Below are 14,353 nucleotides of genomic sequence, written 5' to 3'. Positions count from 1 at the left end.
CCCCCTGCCGACTGCCGCATCTGACGATCGTTGACGTGACTGTGAGGACGACGATGACCCCTATCCCCCTGGTGGATCTCCCGGCCCAGCACCAGGAGATCGCCGCCGAGATCGAGCCCGCCCTCGCCGAGGTCATGCGGACGGGCGCGTTCATCGGTGGCAAGCCGGTCGCCCTTTTCGAGCAGGAGTACGCCGACTTCCTCGGCATCAGCCACTGCGTGGGCGTCGGGAACGGCACCGATGCCCTGGAGATCGCGCTGCGTGCGCTGGGGATCGGCACCGGCGACGAGGTGGTCCTGCCCGCCAACACGTTCATCGCCACCGCCGAGGCGGTGGTCCGCGCGGGTGCCCGTCCGGTGCTCGTGGACGTCGACCCGGCCACCTACCTGATCGACCCCGCCGCCGCCGCGGCGGCGATCGGCGCCCGGACGGCGGCCGTGATCCCGGTGCACCTCTACGGCCAGGCCGCCCCGGTCGAGGAGCTGCTGCCGGCGGCCGCCGCGGCCGGGGCGGTGGTGGTCGAGGACGCCGCCCAGTCGCAGGGCGCCACCCGGCACGGCCGGCACGCGGGCACGTTCGGGGCGGCGGCGGGAACGAGCTTCTACCCCGGCAAGAACCTCGGTGCCTACGGTGACGCCGGTGCCGTGCTGACGACGTCCGCGCAGGTCGCCGCGGCGGCCCGCACGATCGGCAACCACGGCAGCGACCGCAAGTACGTGCACGGCCGGTTCGGGGTCAACTCCCGGCTGGACACGCTCCAGGCCGTGGTGCTGCGGGCGAAGCTCGCCCGGCTGGCCGCCTGGAACACCGCCCGCGCCGCCGCCGCCGCCCGTTACGGTGAGCTGCTGGCGGAGCTGGCCGCCTCCGGGGCCGTCACCACCCCGGTGGTCCTGCCCGGCAACACCCACGTCTGGCACCTGTACGTCATCGAGGTGGACGACCGGGACGCCGTGCTGGAGCGTCTGCACGGCGCCGGTGTCGGGGCGGGCAGCCACTACCCGGTCCCGGTGCACCGTCAGGAGGCGTTCGCCGATCTCGGGTACGCGGCCGGCGCCTTCCCCGTCAGCGAGCGGTCCGCGCGGCGCATCCTGTCCCTGCCCCTGTACCCTCAGATCACCGCGGAGCAGCAGACGCGGGTCGTCGACGAGCTGCGGAAGGCGCTGCGGTGACCGCCGTGACCAGCAGCGCCATGGCCGACGTGCCGGACGGCCGCGGGGCCGTCTTCGTCCATCCCCGGGGGCTGTGCGAAAGCGACCAGGTCGGCGCCGGCACCCGGGTCTGGGCGTTCGCGCACGTCATGGCCGGTGCCCGGATCGGCCGGGACTGCAACGTCTGCGATCACGCGTTCGTGGAGTCCGGCGCCGTGGTGGGGGACCGGGTGACCATCAAGAACGCGGTCCTGGTCTGGGATCTCGTCACGGTCGAGGACGACGTCTTCCTCGGCCCCAACATGGTTTTCACCAATGACATGAACCCGCGGGCCGAGGTGAAGAAGGGCCGCGACCGTCTCGACCGGACCCTGGTACGCCGGGGAGCCACGATCGGCGCGAATGCCACGATCGTATGCGGCACCACGCTGGGTGAATACTGTTTCGTGGCGGCCGGCGCGGTGGTCATCCGTGACGTGCCGGCGCACGCACTGGTGGTGGGCAATCCCGCGCGGCGGGCCGGCTGGGTGTGCGCGTGCGGTGAGCGGCTCGATGACGAACTGGCCTGCCCGTGCGGGCGGCGGTACGAACACCGGCCGGCCGATATCGAAACCGGCGCTCCCGCCGGGCTGCGTCCGGCGTAGAAAACGACGATGATCCACGAAACCGGGCGGGATGGCGGGTTAAAGTATCCATGTGTACCCTTCCGGTGACATCGGTCGCTTCCGTGGTTGTCTCCGTATCCTCCGGTTCCCGTGGCTGTCAGCGGTGATCCTTCTGTGGCTCCGGCCGCTCCGTCACCGGACGCGGGAGGCCACGGTGGTATCGGGAGGGGGTACTTCACGGGTGCCACGACTTGTCGGTCCGACGCCGGTCGTTCCGGTGTCCCACGGCGGCTGACCCGCCGTCAGACGTTCGCCGCCGGGGGGCTGGGACATGTATCTGCGAGATTCTTTCTATGTGCTCACGCGCCGCTGGTACGTGGTGCTGCCGCTTTTTGTCTTTTTTGCGCTGACCGCTGGTTTCATGGCCCGTGCGACGCCGTACAGTTACACCGGTAAAGCAACCGTCGTGTTACTCTCACCGTCGGTGAAGTTGATGAACGAGCCGACCGCGTCCAACCCCTTCCTGGCGTTCAGCGGTAATCTCTCGGCCACCGCCACGGTACTCATGCGTATTCTCACGGACGAGGAAGCGGCACAGAAACTGGTCGACGCCGGGGGGACCGCCGCCTACACGATCGGGCCGGATCCGACCGCTCCTGGGGCGCCGCTGCTGGTGATGGAGACCAAGGACAACGATCCGGCGGTGGCGTCCCGCACCATGGACGGCCTCATCGAGCTGTTGAAGACCGAGCTGAAGGACCAGCAGACCAAGGCCCGTGCCCCGGCGGATGTACTGATCACAGCCACGGTGGTGTCGGACCTGGAGCCGGTACGCAGTGGCTCCGCCAAGAAGAAGGTGATCGCCGGGGGTGCGGCGGTGGCGCTGGTGGTACCGATGCTGACCGCTTTCGCGGCCGAGGGCGCGGCGTTCCGGCGGGCCCGGCGGCGGGCCGGGGACCTCGGCGTCGCCGCCCCGGCCGCCGGGCAGGAGCCGGCATCCTCGCAGGAGCCGGCCGCGGCTCAGGCGCCGGCCGGTACACGGGCCCCAGCGGGCTCGCCGGCCCCGGCCGACGCGCTTTCCCCGGCCGGTGCGCGGTCCGCGGGCGAGGCCCGTGAGCCGCGCTACAGCGAGCAGCCGACGATCAGGACCACGGTCGGCCAGGCGTTCCACTCGCGGCGGCCCGGCTCCTCACAGCCACCGCAGCCGCAGCCACCGCAGCCGCAGCCGCGGCAGCCGCAGCCGCGGCAGCCGCGGCAGCCGCGGCAGCCGGAGCTGCTGGAACGGGTGGAGCCGCTGGACGTCGCGGACCTCCCACCGGCGCGGGCCGCCGCCCCCGCGGATGCCGCCGACCATCGGCGGGCGGCCGGCCCGGCGCCGGACGAGACCGGCTGGGAAGGGTTCGTGGAGCTGGAGACCACCGAGTTCAGCCGCCGGATGCTGCCGAACCGATGATCTCCTCGTCCGGGCGGACGCTCGGTGGCACGGGGCTGTTCGTCACGTCCCGGCGGGTACCGCGGTCGGCGCCGGAGGCGGCGGACCTGCGCCTGCAGCTGTTACGCCGCGGGGACGCGGTGGTCGCGGTCACCGCCCTGCTGGTCATGATGATCATCATCCCGGCGCGGATGCGTTTCGCGCCGCTGGGCGCCGCCGGCAACCCGGCGTTGCTGCTCGGGATGCTGCTGTTCGTCTGGTATGTCGCGGTCCGGCTGGTGCCCTGGCAGCGTCCGCCCCTGCCGGGGCAGGGGGCGCGCGTCCTGCTGGCCCTCTTTGGCCTGTCCGTGCTGGTCAGTTACGTGGCGGCCATGACACGGCCCATCTCCGGCGCGGAGATCCGCGCGGCCGACCGCGGGGTGCTCACGGTCGGCGCCGCGCTCGGCCTGGCGTTCACCGTCCTCGACGGCGTCCCGGACCGGGCACGGCTGGATACCCTGCTGCGCCGGCTGTGCACCGCCGGCACGGTACTGGCGATCTTCGGGCTGTTGCAGTTCTACTTCCATTTCGACATCAACGGCTACATCCGGATACCCGGTCTCAGCGGCGGTGGCCAGAGCTTCATCTCCGGGCGGGACGGCCTGGTCCGGGTGGCCGGGACGGCGAGCCACGCGATCGAGTTCGGGGTCGTCCTCGCGGCGGTCCTGCCGCTCGCGCTGCATTACGCGCTGTACGCGCCGCCGGAGGGGCGGCGCAACGCGTGGCTCAAGGTCGCCGTGATCGGTCTCACCCTGCCGATGTCGGTGTCCCGGTCGGCCATCCTCACGATCGGTATCGCCCTGCTGGTGCTGGTGCCGTCCTGGCCGGCGCGCCTGCGGCGACGGGCCCTGCTGCTCTCCCCGGTGGCCCTGGCCGCGATGCAGGTGGCCAGTCCCGGGACCCTGAAGACGATCTTCGACCTGTTCCTCAACATCGGTAACGACGACAGTGCGGCCGGCCGGACGGCCGACTACGCCACGGCAGGCGTCTACATCGACAACTCCTTCTGGCTCGGGCGCGGCTACGGCACCTTCCTGCCGGAGAAGTACCGGGTGCTGGACAACGCCTACCTGGGGCATCTGATCGAGACCGGTGTCATTGGGCTCGGCGTCCTGCTGCTGCTGTTCGTCGGCACCTTCGTGCTGGCCCGTCGCCTGCGCCGGGACAGCGAGGATCCCGAACTGCGCAACCTCGCGCAGACGCTGGCCGGCGCCGTCATCGCGGTCGGGGTGTCCTTCGTCACTTTTGACGCGCTCGGCTACGCGATGGTCTTCCTGACCACCTTCCTGCTGATCGGAAGCGTCGGCGCGCTGATGCGGCTGGAGGGCCTGCGGCGTACCGGGGACGGATCCGCGCCGCACCGGGCCGCCGGCCGGCCGTGGCCGGGCGCCGGGCTGCCGCACCCGGGGATCTGGAACCTGCCCGCCCTCGCGCTGCGCCGCTGGTACGTGGCGCTGGCCGTCGCCCTGCTCGTGGCTGCCGGGATGCTGCACGTCCGGTCGGCCCGGGGCACGTACGAGGCGACCGCCGCGCTCGCGGTGTTCCCCCAGGCCGGCAGCGCGCTCAACCCCTACCAGGCCTTCAACCTGAGCAATCAGACGATCGTGCGGGTGGTCGCCGAACGGGTCAACGGCCGGGGCTTCGTCGTCGATCTCAACCGCGCGGAGCGCGGGGCCGAGTACGTGGTCGCGGCCGAGACCATCGGCACCCCGGAGAACCCCGGGGCCCCGGACGCCCCGACCGTCATCGTCACCGTCTGGAGCAGCGACCCCGATGTCGCGGTCGCCAAGATGCGGGAGCTGGCCACCCAGGTCGGTACGACTCTCCAGGACGTCCAGCAGGCGGCCGCGCCGGAGTCGAACGCCCGTCTCACGGCGGTCCCCGCCCTGATGCCCGGCCGGGCCAGCCTGGTCACCGGCAACAGCAAACGCGCTCTCGGCATGGTGCTCGTGCTCGGCCTGCTCGGTCTCATGTTCGTCCTGCCGATGACCGAGCGGCTGTTCGCCCGGGCCGGGCGGTGGCGGGCGGCGTATCTGGCCACACATCCGAGACCGTCCATCCGAAAGGCTGCCTGATGAACCCACGCCAGACCGTCAGGAAAGCCGGTATCGCTCTCCTGCGGGCGCGTATCGCGGACCCTCCGTTGTCGCGGTGGGATCCTCAGCCGGCCCTGCGGACACCCGCCTCCGAGATCCGCCGGGCCGCGTTCCCGGCCGTGGACGCGCACAACCACCTGGGCCGCTGGCTGCGCCGGGACGGCTCCTGGATGGTCGACGACGTCGGCGCGCTGCTGGCGATGATGGACGAGCTCAACATCACGACCATCGTCAACCTCGACGGCCGGTGGGGCGCGGAGCTGGCGGCCAACCTCGACCGCTACGATCGCGCCCACCCCGGACGTTTCGTCACCTACTGTCACCTCGACTGGGGGCTGCTGCGTTCGCGGCGGGCGACCGGGGAGCTGGTCGCGCAGCTGCGCGCGTCCGCCGCCGCCGGCGCGCGCGGTCTGAAGGTGTGGAAGGACCTCGGGATGCGGGTCCGTGACGGCCGGGGCCGGCTGGTGCTGCCGGACGATCCCAGGCTCTCCGACGTGTTCGGGACGGCCGGGCAGCTCGGGCTGCCGGTCCTCATCCACGTCGGTGACCCGGTGGCGTTCTTCCGCCGTCCCGACCGGCACAACGAACGCCTCGACGAGCTGCGCCGGCACCCGACCGCCTCCCGGGCCGCCGGCCTGAACGCCCTGCCCGGGCTGCGCGGCCCGGGCCTGCCCCGCCTCCTCGAAGCGCTGGAGTCGGTGGTGGCGGCCCATCCCCGCACGACCTTCGTGGGGGCGCACGTCGGATGCCTGGCCGAGGACCTCGGCGAGGTCACCCGGATGCTGGCCGCCTACCCGAACCTGTGCGTCGACATCTCGGCCCGTGCCGCCGAGCTGGGCCGCCAGCCGCGGGTGGCCCGCCGGTTCATCGAGCGCTTCGCCGACCGGGTGCTGTTCGGCACGGACGCCTTCCCCCCGGCCGCGGACGGCTACCGGGCCTTCTTCCGGCTGCTGGAGACCGACGACGACCACTTCACGTACTCGCCGTCGGTGCCGCCGCCGCAGGGGCGCTGGGCTGTCTACGGTCTGGACCTTCCCCCCGAGGTGCTGCGCCAGGTGTACGCCGGCAACGCCGCGCGCCTGCTGCCCGGCGTCCGGCCGGTGGCCGCGGCGCCGTCGCCACCGGCCGGGCCCGCCCGCCGGCCCGATCCGCGGCCGGTGTCCTGACAGCCGCGCCCTGAGGCCGTTCTCGGAGGCGGCCCCGCCGCCGGCCATCGCCCACCGGCGGGGCGTCCCACGCGTGAGCTGTCCCGGCCAGCGATCCTGCGTGTACACAATTCAGGGTACGCTTCCGGTGTGGACGACAGCCAGAACGAGCTGAGCGCAAGGGACGCCCGCGCCCATTTCGCCGAGGTCATCACGCGCGCCCAGGGCGGAACACCCACCGTCATCACGCGCAACGGCCAGGCCGTGGCCGCGGTCGTCCCCATCGAGGATTTCAACGCTCTCGAGGACGCCATCGACCGGTACTTCGCCCGGGAGGCCGACCGCGACCTGGCGGAGAACCCCGACGCCTCCGTCTACAGCATGGCCGAGGCCATCGCCGCGATCTTCGAGGACAGCCCTGACCAGGGCGTCGCGTGAAGTACGCGTTCAGGTGGCGTGAACGGGCGGTCAGGCAGCTGCGGGCCATCCCGCAGCCGGCCGCGCTGACGATCCTGCGGGCCCTCCCTGCTTGGGGACGACCCGCGCCGCCCGGACGCGAACGTGCGGAGACTCGCCGGCTACGAGGACCGCTACCGGCTGCGGGTCGGCGACTACCGGATCATCTACGACATCGTGGACGGGCAGCTCATCATCCTGATCGTGGGAGTCGGCCACCGCCGGGAGATCCACCGGACGATGTGACGGGGGCGCCGAGCGGCGGGCGTGGCCGGGCGGCCGCGCGGTAGACCTCGGCGAGCCGGGTGCCCGCCGCGTCCCAGGTGTGCCGGTCGCGGGCGTCCAGGCAGCCCTGCCGCAGCGTCGCGAGCGTCGCGGGGTCCTCGGCGAGCAGCTGGATGTGCTCGGCCAGTGTCGCGGTGTCCGTCGCCTGGTGGACCAGCCCGTCGACCAGGTGCCGGGCCGGGGAGCCACAGGCGTCGGAGATCACCGGGACGCAGCCGCAGGCGGCGGCCTCCAGCGTCACCAGGGCGCTCCCCTCGGTGACGCTGGGTAGTACGAGCGCGTCCGCGCTCCGGAAGAGCGTGCCGAGGTCGTCGACGAACCCGAGCTCCCGGACCCCGGGCAGGCTCAGCAGCTCGCCCAGGCTCGCGCGGTACTCAGGCATGATCACACCGCAGATGAGCAGCTCGCCGGGGGCGCCCGCGTCGCGCCAGGCGCGCAGCGCGTAGTGCAGCCCCTTGTTCGGCTCGCCCCGTCCCGCGAAGACCATGGTGAACGGGCGGTCCGCCGGGCGGGGGAGATCGGTGGGGAAGAACCGGGCCGGGTCGTAGCCGTAGGCGTGCCGGACCAGCCGGCCGGTGTCGGCCCCGTACTCGGCGAAGGTCCGCACCACATAGTCGGACGGGCACAGCAGCGTGCTCGCCGCGTCGTACTCGGCGTCCTCCCGGCGGAGATGACCGGTGGTGCCGCGATGGGCGTGCCCGCGCGGGAGCTGGATGCCGCAGGCGGCGGCCTCCTGCTCGGCCAGCCCGCAGGCGGACCGGCTGTGCGGGCTGCACACCTCGCGCAGCCCGGGCAGGCCGATGCGCCGCGCCGTCCGCAGGGTGTGGATACAGCCGCGGGGCCAGGTGTGCACGACGTCGTAGGCGTACGGGCGGGTGGCGAGTTCGTGGGCGGTACGCCTGTCGTGGTAGCCGTAGGCGCGGCGGACGCCGATGGCCCGGTGCGGGATCCGCCGGCCCCGGGCGACCATCGTCTCGACGACCTCGGCCGCGCCGTCGAGTTCCCCCGCCAGGCTCGTGCAGTACACGGTCACCGCGAAACCCGCGTCAATCATGCTTCTGACCTGGTGGAACGCGGTCGTGGAGATCCCCGGCCGGCCGAGGGTGTGCGGAAACGAGTACAGGACGCGCAGCGGCCGTTCCCCGGCCGTGGCCGTGGCCGCGGCCGTGTCGTTCGTTGTGATTCCCGTGGTCATCGACAGACAACTCCCCCTCGTGAAGCGCGCCATTGCGGTGGGTGAACCGGTCTTCGGTGCCGTCGGTGAACGCGTGACGGATACCCGCTGCCGCATGTGCCGTGTCCGGCGCCACATCCGGATGGTCTACAGTATGGGCGCCGAGGTGGGGCCACTCACGCGCCGGTGCGTTACCTTACGGAGCGTGCGTGGAGTGACGGGGTGTAGTGCGGGCAGCTGTTCCGGTGAAATCGCCGGAGCTGCCCACGGCTTTGGGGGGTTGTTTCACGTTGCCACGGACCGTGTCCGACTACTATTTCGACCGGGAGACTCTGCGGCCGCTCGCGGAGAAATACGGCGCCTCCTTTCAGACGGCGCAGCCCTTCCGGCACGTCGTCATCGACGATTTTCTGCCCGCTGAGACGCTGCGGGCGGTCGTCGACGCCTTCCCGAAGCCGGGGGACGCCGACTGGCAGCGTTTCGACGCCAGCCAGGAGGTCAAACTCGCGCTGGCGGACGAGACACTGATGCCGGCGCCGCTGCGGCACATACTCCAGCAGTTCAACTCCGGCCCCTTCCTCGACTTCCTGGAGGAGCTGACCGGGATTTCGGGCCTGCTGCCGGATCCGCATCTTGTCGGCGGCGGTCTGCACCAGATCGTCCGGGGCGGTTTCCTGAAGGTGCACGCGGACTTCAACCGGCACCGCCGGCTCGGCGTGGACCGGCGGCTGAACGTGCTGCTGTACCTGAACGAGGACTGGGACGACTCCTGGGGCGGCCACCTGGAGCTGTGGGACCGCGACATGACAAAAGCCGTCCACCGGATCGCGCCGCTGTTCAACAGGTTCGTGGTCTTCGCGACCACCGACCACTCCTACCATGGCCACCCGGATCCGCTGCGTTCCCCGGAGGGGGTCACCCGGCGCTCGCTGGCCTGGTACTACTACACCAACGGCCGGCCGGCCGACGAGGCGTCACCGGACCACACCACGCTGTTCCGGGCCCGCCCCGGTGAGGAGATCCGCCCGACCGGGCTGGCCCGCGCCCAGGACATCGCCCGCCGGGCCGCCCCGCCCCTGCTCGTCGACGCCGCCCGCACGCTGCGCGCCCGCCGCCAGGCGGGGCGCTGAGCGCCCGGCCGGCGGATCCGGGAAGGGGGGCTGGGGCAGGTGACCACGTGACCGTTCTCGCCAGCGTCGTCATACCCGCGCACAACGAGGAGACGGTGATCGGCCGCTGCCTGGAGCGGCTCGCCGACGGCGTCCGCCCGGGGGAGATCGACATCGTCGTCGTCTGCAACGGCTGCACCGACCGCACCGCTGAGCTCGCCCGCGCCGCCGGGGCCCGGGTGGTGGAGGCACCCCGGCCGGGCAAGGCCGGCGCGCTCAACCTCGGTGACGACACCGCGACCGGCTTCCCGCGTTTCTACGTGGACGCCGACATCGAGGTCCGCGGCGGCGACCTGCTCCGGGTGGCCGAGGTGCTGCGGGCCGGCCCCGCGCTCGCGGCCGCCCCGCGGATCCGGGTCGCCACGGCCGGGGTGAGCCGGGCCGTCCGGGACTACTACCGCATCTGGCTGAAGCTGCCCTACACCCGCGACAACCATGTCGGTTCCGGTGTGGTGGGCGTCAGCGAGCGGGGCCGGGCCCGGTTCGACCGGTTCCCGGAGGCGATCGCGGACGACTTCTTCCTGTATCACCGTTTCACGGCGGACGAGCGCCGGACCGTTTCCGGCACCGAGTTCCTCGTCCATCCCGCGCGTACCGCCCGTGACCTGGTGTTACGCAAGATCCGGGTGTACGCGGGCAACATCGAGATGCGGCGGCTGGGCCTGGCGCCGGCCACCCCGGCCGCGGGCACGGCCACCCCGGCCGGGGGTACGGCCGGGTCGAGTACGGCCGGGGTGGCGCGTCCCGGCCGGCTGCCCGGCTGGCTCGCCGTGGTGCGCGCCGAGCCGGCGCTGGTCACCGCCGTCCCGGCCTATGTCGCCATCTCCGCGGTGGCCCAGCTGCTGGCCCGGCGCAAGGTCCGACGCGGGCAGCTGGGCACCTGGGAACGGGATGCCAGCAGCCGGGTGAACGGAGCGGCCGCATGAGCGCGTCCGTGAGCGGGAACGCGTCCGCGAATGGGAGCCCGTCCGTGAGCGGGAACGCGTCCGCGAATGGGAGCCCGTCCGTGAACGGGGGCACGGCCGAGGGGGCCACGATGCGGGGGAGCGCGTTCCGGGGGAAAACAGCCGAGGGGAGCGCGGCCAGGCGGGGGAAGGCGGCCGGCACGCGGCGGCTCAACGCCGTGAAATCGCTGCTGGACCCGCGTCCCTACGCGCATCTGTTCCGCATCCTGCATTTCTATTCCTATTCCCACACCCGGCAGAAGGCGCTGCTGACCCGCGGCCGGGGGGTGCGGTTGGCGCCCAACGTCTCCATCCGCAACGGCGAGCGGATCAGCATCGGCGACCACGCCCACATCGGTGAGCGCTGCTACCTGTGGGCGGGTGACAGCACCGGCCGGATCGACATCGGGGAATACGCGCTGTTCGGCCCGGAGGTGTTCGTCACGGCCTCCGACTACCAGATCGCCCCGGACGTCCCGGTCATGCACCAGCCCAGGCGCGAACGCGACATCCGGATCGGCCGGGACGTCTGGCTCGGCGCCCGGGTGGTCGTCACCGCCGGTGTGGAGATCGGCGACGGGTGTGTCGTCGGCGCGGGTTCGGTGGTGACCCGGTCGCTGCCGCCCGGCTCGATCGCGGTGGGGGCGCCGGCGCGGGTCGTGGGGAAGCGGGGTGAGCCGGGATGACCGGTCTCGAGACCAGCGCCGAGACCAGCGCCGAGACCAGCGCCGAGACCAGCGCCGGGGCCGCCGTCAGGGCCGGCGTCGAGGTTTCCGTACTGATCGTCTCGTACAACACCGCGGAGCTCACCGTAAAGTGCCTGGAATCCCTGCGTGAGCAGACCAGGGACACCTCGTACGAGGTGATCGTCGTCGACAACGCGTCGACCGACTCCTCCGCGGCACGCGTCCGCGCCGCCTTCCCGGACGTCGAGGTGGTCGAGTCCGGGACCAACCTCGGTTTCGGACGGGCGGTCAACCTCGCCGCCCAGCGTGCCAAGGGCGAGTACCTGCTGCTGCTCAACCCGGACACGGTCGTTCTCGACGACGCGCTCGGCGCGCTGCTCGCGTTCGCGCGGGCCCGGCCCGGACACGGCATCTACGGTGGCCGGACGCTGCGTCCGGACGGCTCGCTGGATCCGAGTTCGTGCTGGGGCGTGCCGACGTTGTGGAGCCTGGCGTGTTTCGGCCTGGGGCTGAGCACCTGGCGCAAGGGCTCGGCGTTGTTCGACCCGGAGTCGCTGGGCCGGTGGCGCCGGGACAGCGTCCGTGAGGTCGGTGTCGTCACCGGCTGCCTGCTGCTGGTCCCACGGGCCGTCTTCGGTGCTCTCGGCGGGTTCGATCCCCGCTACTTCATGTACGGGGAGGACGCGGATCTCAGTGTGCGGGCCCGCCGCGCCGGCTGGCGCCCGGTGATCACGCCGAACGCCACCGTCATCCACCATGTGGGCGCCTCCTCGGCCCGCCGCTCGGACAAAATGATCATGGTGATGCGGGCGAAGGCGACGTTCGTACGCGATCACTTCGAGCCGGGCGCGCGTCAGCGGGCCGCGCTCGCGCTGCTGACCCTCGGCGTGGCCGTGCGGGCGGCGCTGGCGGTGCTCACCCGCCGGTTGCGGGCGGCGCGGCCGGCGACAGCACCGGCACCTGTGGCGACAGCACCGGCACCTGCGGCGACAGCACCGGCGGCGACGGGTGCGGCGCGGCCGGCCGCATCCGGGCCGGGACGTTCCGCGTCGGCCGCCGGCGCCTGGGTGGGGGTCTGGCGGAGCCGCCGGGAATGGCAACCGGGATACCCGCCGTCGCCGGCCGCCGCGGACCGGCCGACCGCGGGCTGACCCCGAGCTCGTCACGGGCGGACCGGACGGGCGGACCGGACGAGCGGAAAAGCACGTCCAGGCCACCCGCCCGGTGCCACCGGGACCGCTGTCAGGAATGTCATGCAATTCAGGTGTGGCGGCGGGTGAAAACCCGGGCCACCGGCGTCCGGGGGGCGACCGAAGGTGAACAAGCGTGTCCTGATCATTGTGCAGAATCTGCCGGTACCGTTGGACCGGCGGGTCTGGCTGGAATGCCAGGAACTTGTCCGGGCCGGCTACACGGTGTCGGTGATCTGCCCCCGCGGGCCGCAGGATCCCGATTACCAGGAGCTCGACGGCGTCCATCTCCACAAATACGACGCCCCGAAGACCAGGCCCGGCGTCCGTGGTTATCTGGCCGAATTCGTCGTGTGCTGGCTGAGGACGGCCAGGCTGTCCGTCCGGGTACGGCGCGAGATCGGTTTCGACGTCATCCAGGCGTGCAACCCGCCGGACACCTACGCGCTGCTCGCCGCCCCCTACAAGCTCACCGGGACGAAGTTCGTCTACGACCAGCACGATCTGTGCCCGGAGGTGTACCGGTCCCGCTTCGACCGCCCGTCCGACCTGCTGCTGCGCGGCCTCTACCTGCTCGAGGGCATCACCTACCGCCTCGCCGACCACGTGATCTCGACCAACGAGTCCTACCGGCTGGTGGCGATGGGACGCGGCCGGCGCGACCACGCCGACACGACGGTGGTACGCAGCGGCCCGGACACCGACCGGATGCGGCCGGGCGCGGACTCGCCGGACCTGCGCCGTGGCCGGCGCCACCTCGCCGTCTACCTCGGGGTGATGGGTCCGCAGGACGGTGTCGACGCCGTCCTGCGCGCGCTCGACATTCTTGTCCACAAGGACGGCCGGGAGGACATCCACGTCGCCCTGCTCGGTTTCGGTGACTGCTTCGAGGAGCTGCGCGCGCTGTCCACCGAGCTCGGCCTGGACGACTACGTGACCTTCACCGGCAGGGCGGACGCGGTCACGATCGAGAAGTACCTGCGGACCGCCGCGGTCGGCCTCGGCCCGGATCCGGCGAATCCGCTGAACGAGGTGTCGACCATGAACAAGACCATGGAGTACATGGCCTACGGGGTGCCGGTCGTCACCTTCGACCTCACCGAGACCAGGGTGTCCGCGGGCTACACGGCCTGTTACGTCGAGCCGGGGGACCTCGAGGGGTTCGCCCGGGCCGTCACGGATCTCCTGGACGACCCCGAACGTCGCCGTGAGCTCGGCCGCCAGGGCCGGGAGCGGGCCGTCGAGGTCCTCGACTGGCGGCTGCAGGCCCCCGGATACGTCGCCGTCTACGACCACCTGCTGGGCGCCACCAGCACCGACACGGCAGCCGGAACGCGGTCGTGGCCGCGCCGGCGACCGGCGTCCTGGCGGAAGGCCGCGGCCTCGACGGCGGCCTTCCTGGTGGCGGGGGCCGCTACGCTCGCCGCGGTGAACGGCCGGCGGGGCCGCTGGTGACGTCCGAAGCGCCCGCTCACCGCGGGCGGTAGCGGGCGGTGGAACGCCAGAACCCGGATGCGGACGGAAGTTACCTTCCGTTACCGCTTTTCTGGCGTGTCAGGCCTGCATGAGGGTGATGGTGCGGCCGGCGGGGCTTGTCGTGGTGGTGATGGTGGTGCGTTCGGTGATGTCGGGGGCGTCGGGTCGGGTGTCGAAGAGGACCAGGACACCGGTGTCGAGGCCCAGCCGGTCGAGGTAGTGGTCGAGCTGTTTCAGGCCGGTGCGCAGCGGGTTGGCGCGCCCGGCGCGCCAGACCTTGAGCTCGAGGGCTTCGCGTTGCCAGTGGCGTTTGCCGTCGGGGGTGGTGTAGGGCCAGCGGATGAGCAGGTCGATGCGGCCGCGGCCGATGCCGTATTCGCGGGTGACGTAGCCGCCGCCGTTGACGACACGTTGGAGGAAGCCCATGAGGACGAGCTGGGGGGCGGCCTCGGGGTAACGCCGGCCGGAGGCGAGGATCTCGCCGCTTTCCGTCCAGAAGTCGGTGAAT

The 14,353-nt window shown here is 72.1% G+C and carries 13 protein-coding genes and 1 pseudogene; 12 read left to right on the top strand and 2 right to left on the bottom strand.

Translation table 11 applies throughout. From position 1 onward, the window contains the following. Positions 1 to 53: 53 nt before the first annotated feature. The 7 genes from AC5LUJ_RS18300 (at position 54) to AC5LUJ_RS18270 (ending at position 7,167) form a co-directional block, all read left to right on the top strand. The gene (locus AC5LUJ_RS18300; protein ID WP_250283790.1) at positions 54 to 1,169 is read left to right on the top strand and encodes a DegT/DnrJ/EryC1/StrS family aminotransferase; all 1,116 of its coding nucleotides are present in this window, start codon (positions 54 to 56) and stop codon (positions 1,167 to 1,169) included. Between the two features lie 5 nt (positions 1,170 to 1,174). Continuing rightward, entirely contained in the window at positions 1,175 to 1,792 is a 618-nt protein-coding gene (locus tag AC5LUJ_RS18295) for an acyltransferase (RefSeq protein ID WP_493465360.1), read from the top strand. A 292-nt stretch (positions 1,793 to 2,084) separates the two neighbouring features. Continuing rightward, positions 2,085 to 3,206, top strand: a complete 1,122-nt coding sequence (locus AC5LUJ_RS18290) for a hypothetical protein (protein WP_493465359.1) — start codon at positions 2,085 to 2,087, stop codon at positions 3,204 to 3,206. Then, positions 3,203 to 5,299, top strand: a complete 2,097-nt coding sequence (locus AC5LUJ_RS18285; RefSeq protein ID WP_250283796.1) for an O-antigen ligase family protein — start codon at positions 3,203 to 3,205, stop codon at positions 5,297 to 5,299. Before AC5LUJ_RS18290 ends, AC5LUJ_RS18285 begins: the two co-directional genes overlap by 4 nt. Beyond that, positions 5,299 to 6,486, top strand: a complete 1,188-nt coding sequence (locus AC5LUJ_RS18280) for an amidohydrolase family protein (protein WP_493465358.1) — start codon at positions 5,299 to 5,301, stop codon at positions 6,484 to 6,486. Before AC5LUJ_RS18285 ends, AC5LUJ_RS18280 begins: the two co-directional genes overlap by 1 nt. Before the next feature lie 129 nt (positions 6,487 to 6,615). Beyond that, entirely contained in the window at positions 6,616 to 6,903 is a 288-nt protein-coding gene (locus tag AC5LUJ_RS18275; protein ID WP_493465357.1) for a type II toxin-antitoxin system Phd/YefM family antitoxin, read from the top strand. 123 nt (positions 6,904 to 7,026) lie between these two features. Next, the gene (locus AC5LUJ_RS18270; RefSeq protein WP_493465356.1) at positions 7,027 to 7,167 is read left to right on the top strand and encodes a type II toxin-antitoxin system RelE family toxin; all 141 of its coding nucleotides are present in this window, start codon (positions 7,027 to 7,029) and stop codon (positions 7,165 to 7,167) included. On the opposite strand, the gene AC5LUJ_RS18265 is transcribed toward AC5LUJ_RS18270, so the two are convergent. Then, positions 7,115 to 8,401: a glycosyltransferase family 4 protein gene (locus tag AC5LUJ_RS18265; protein ID WP_493465355.1), complete on the bottom strand. Its 1,287-nt coding sequence runs from the start codon at positions 8,399 to 8,401 to the stop codon at positions 7,115 to 7,117. The genes AC5LUJ_RS18270 and AC5LUJ_RS18265 overlap by 53 nt on opposite strands. Positions 8,402 to 8,682: 281 nt before the next feature. Between AC5LUJ_RS18265 and AC5LUJ_RS18260 the strand changes: the two genes are divergently transcribed. The 5 genes from AC5LUJ_RS18260 to AC5LUJ_RS18240 all read left to right on the top strand — a co-directional run bounded on the left by AC5LUJ_RS18260 (position 8,683) and on the right by AC5LUJ_RS18240 (position 13,824). Continuing rightward, positions 8,683 to 9,510: a 2OG-Fe(II) oxygenase gene (locus AC5LUJ_RS18260; RefSeq protein ID WP_493465354.1), complete on the top strand. Its 828-nt coding sequence runs from the start codon at positions 8,683 to 8,685 to the stop codon at positions 9,508 to 9,510. A 47-nt stretch (positions 9,511 to 9,557) separates the two neighbouring features. Continuing rightward, positions 9,558 to 10,475 (top strand): glycosyltransferase, encoded by a 918-nt coding sequence (locus AC5LUJ_RS18255; RefSeq protein WP_250283806.1) that lies wholly within the window; start codon positions 9,558 to 9,560, stop codon positions 10,473 to 10,475. Between the two features lie 80 nt (positions 10,476 to 10,555). Next, the gene (locus AC5LUJ_RS18250; RefSeq protein ID WP_250290867.1) at positions 10,556 to 11,179 is read left to right on the top strand and encodes an acyltransferase; all 624 of its coding nucleotides are present in this window, start codon (positions 10,556 to 10,558) and stop codon (positions 11,177 to 11,179) included. After that, positions 11,176 to 12,330, top strand: coding sequence for a glycosyltransferase family 2 protein (locus tag AC5LUJ_RS18245; RefSeq protein ID WP_493465353.1), 1,155 nt, complete (start codon positions 11,176 to 11,178; stop codon positions 12,328 to 12,330). The genes AC5LUJ_RS18250 and AC5LUJ_RS18245 overlap by 4 nt, the downstream gene beginning before the upstream one ends. A 165-nt stretch (positions 12,331 to 12,495) precedes the next feature. Continuing rightward, positions 12,496 to 13,824: a glycosyltransferase family 4 protein gene (locus AC5LUJ_RS18240; RefSeq protein ID WP_250283811.1), complete on the top strand. Its 1,329-nt coding sequence runs from the start codon at positions 12,496 to 12,498 to the stop codon at positions 13,822 to 13,824. A gap of 99 nt (positions 13,825 to 13,923) precedes the next feature. On the opposite strand, the pseudogene AC5LUJ_RS18235 reads toward AC5LUJ_RS18240, so the two are convergent. Beyond that, a pseudogene (locus tag AC5LUJ_RS18235) lies at positions 13,924 to 14,353 on the bottom strand (ATP-binding protein); the annotation flags it as partial.

Source organism: Protofrankia sp. CiP1_Cm_nod3 (genome assembly GCF_982290655.1).
Note: the sequence above shows the minus strand (reverse complement) of the source record. Positions and strands in the feature narration are given on the sequence as shown.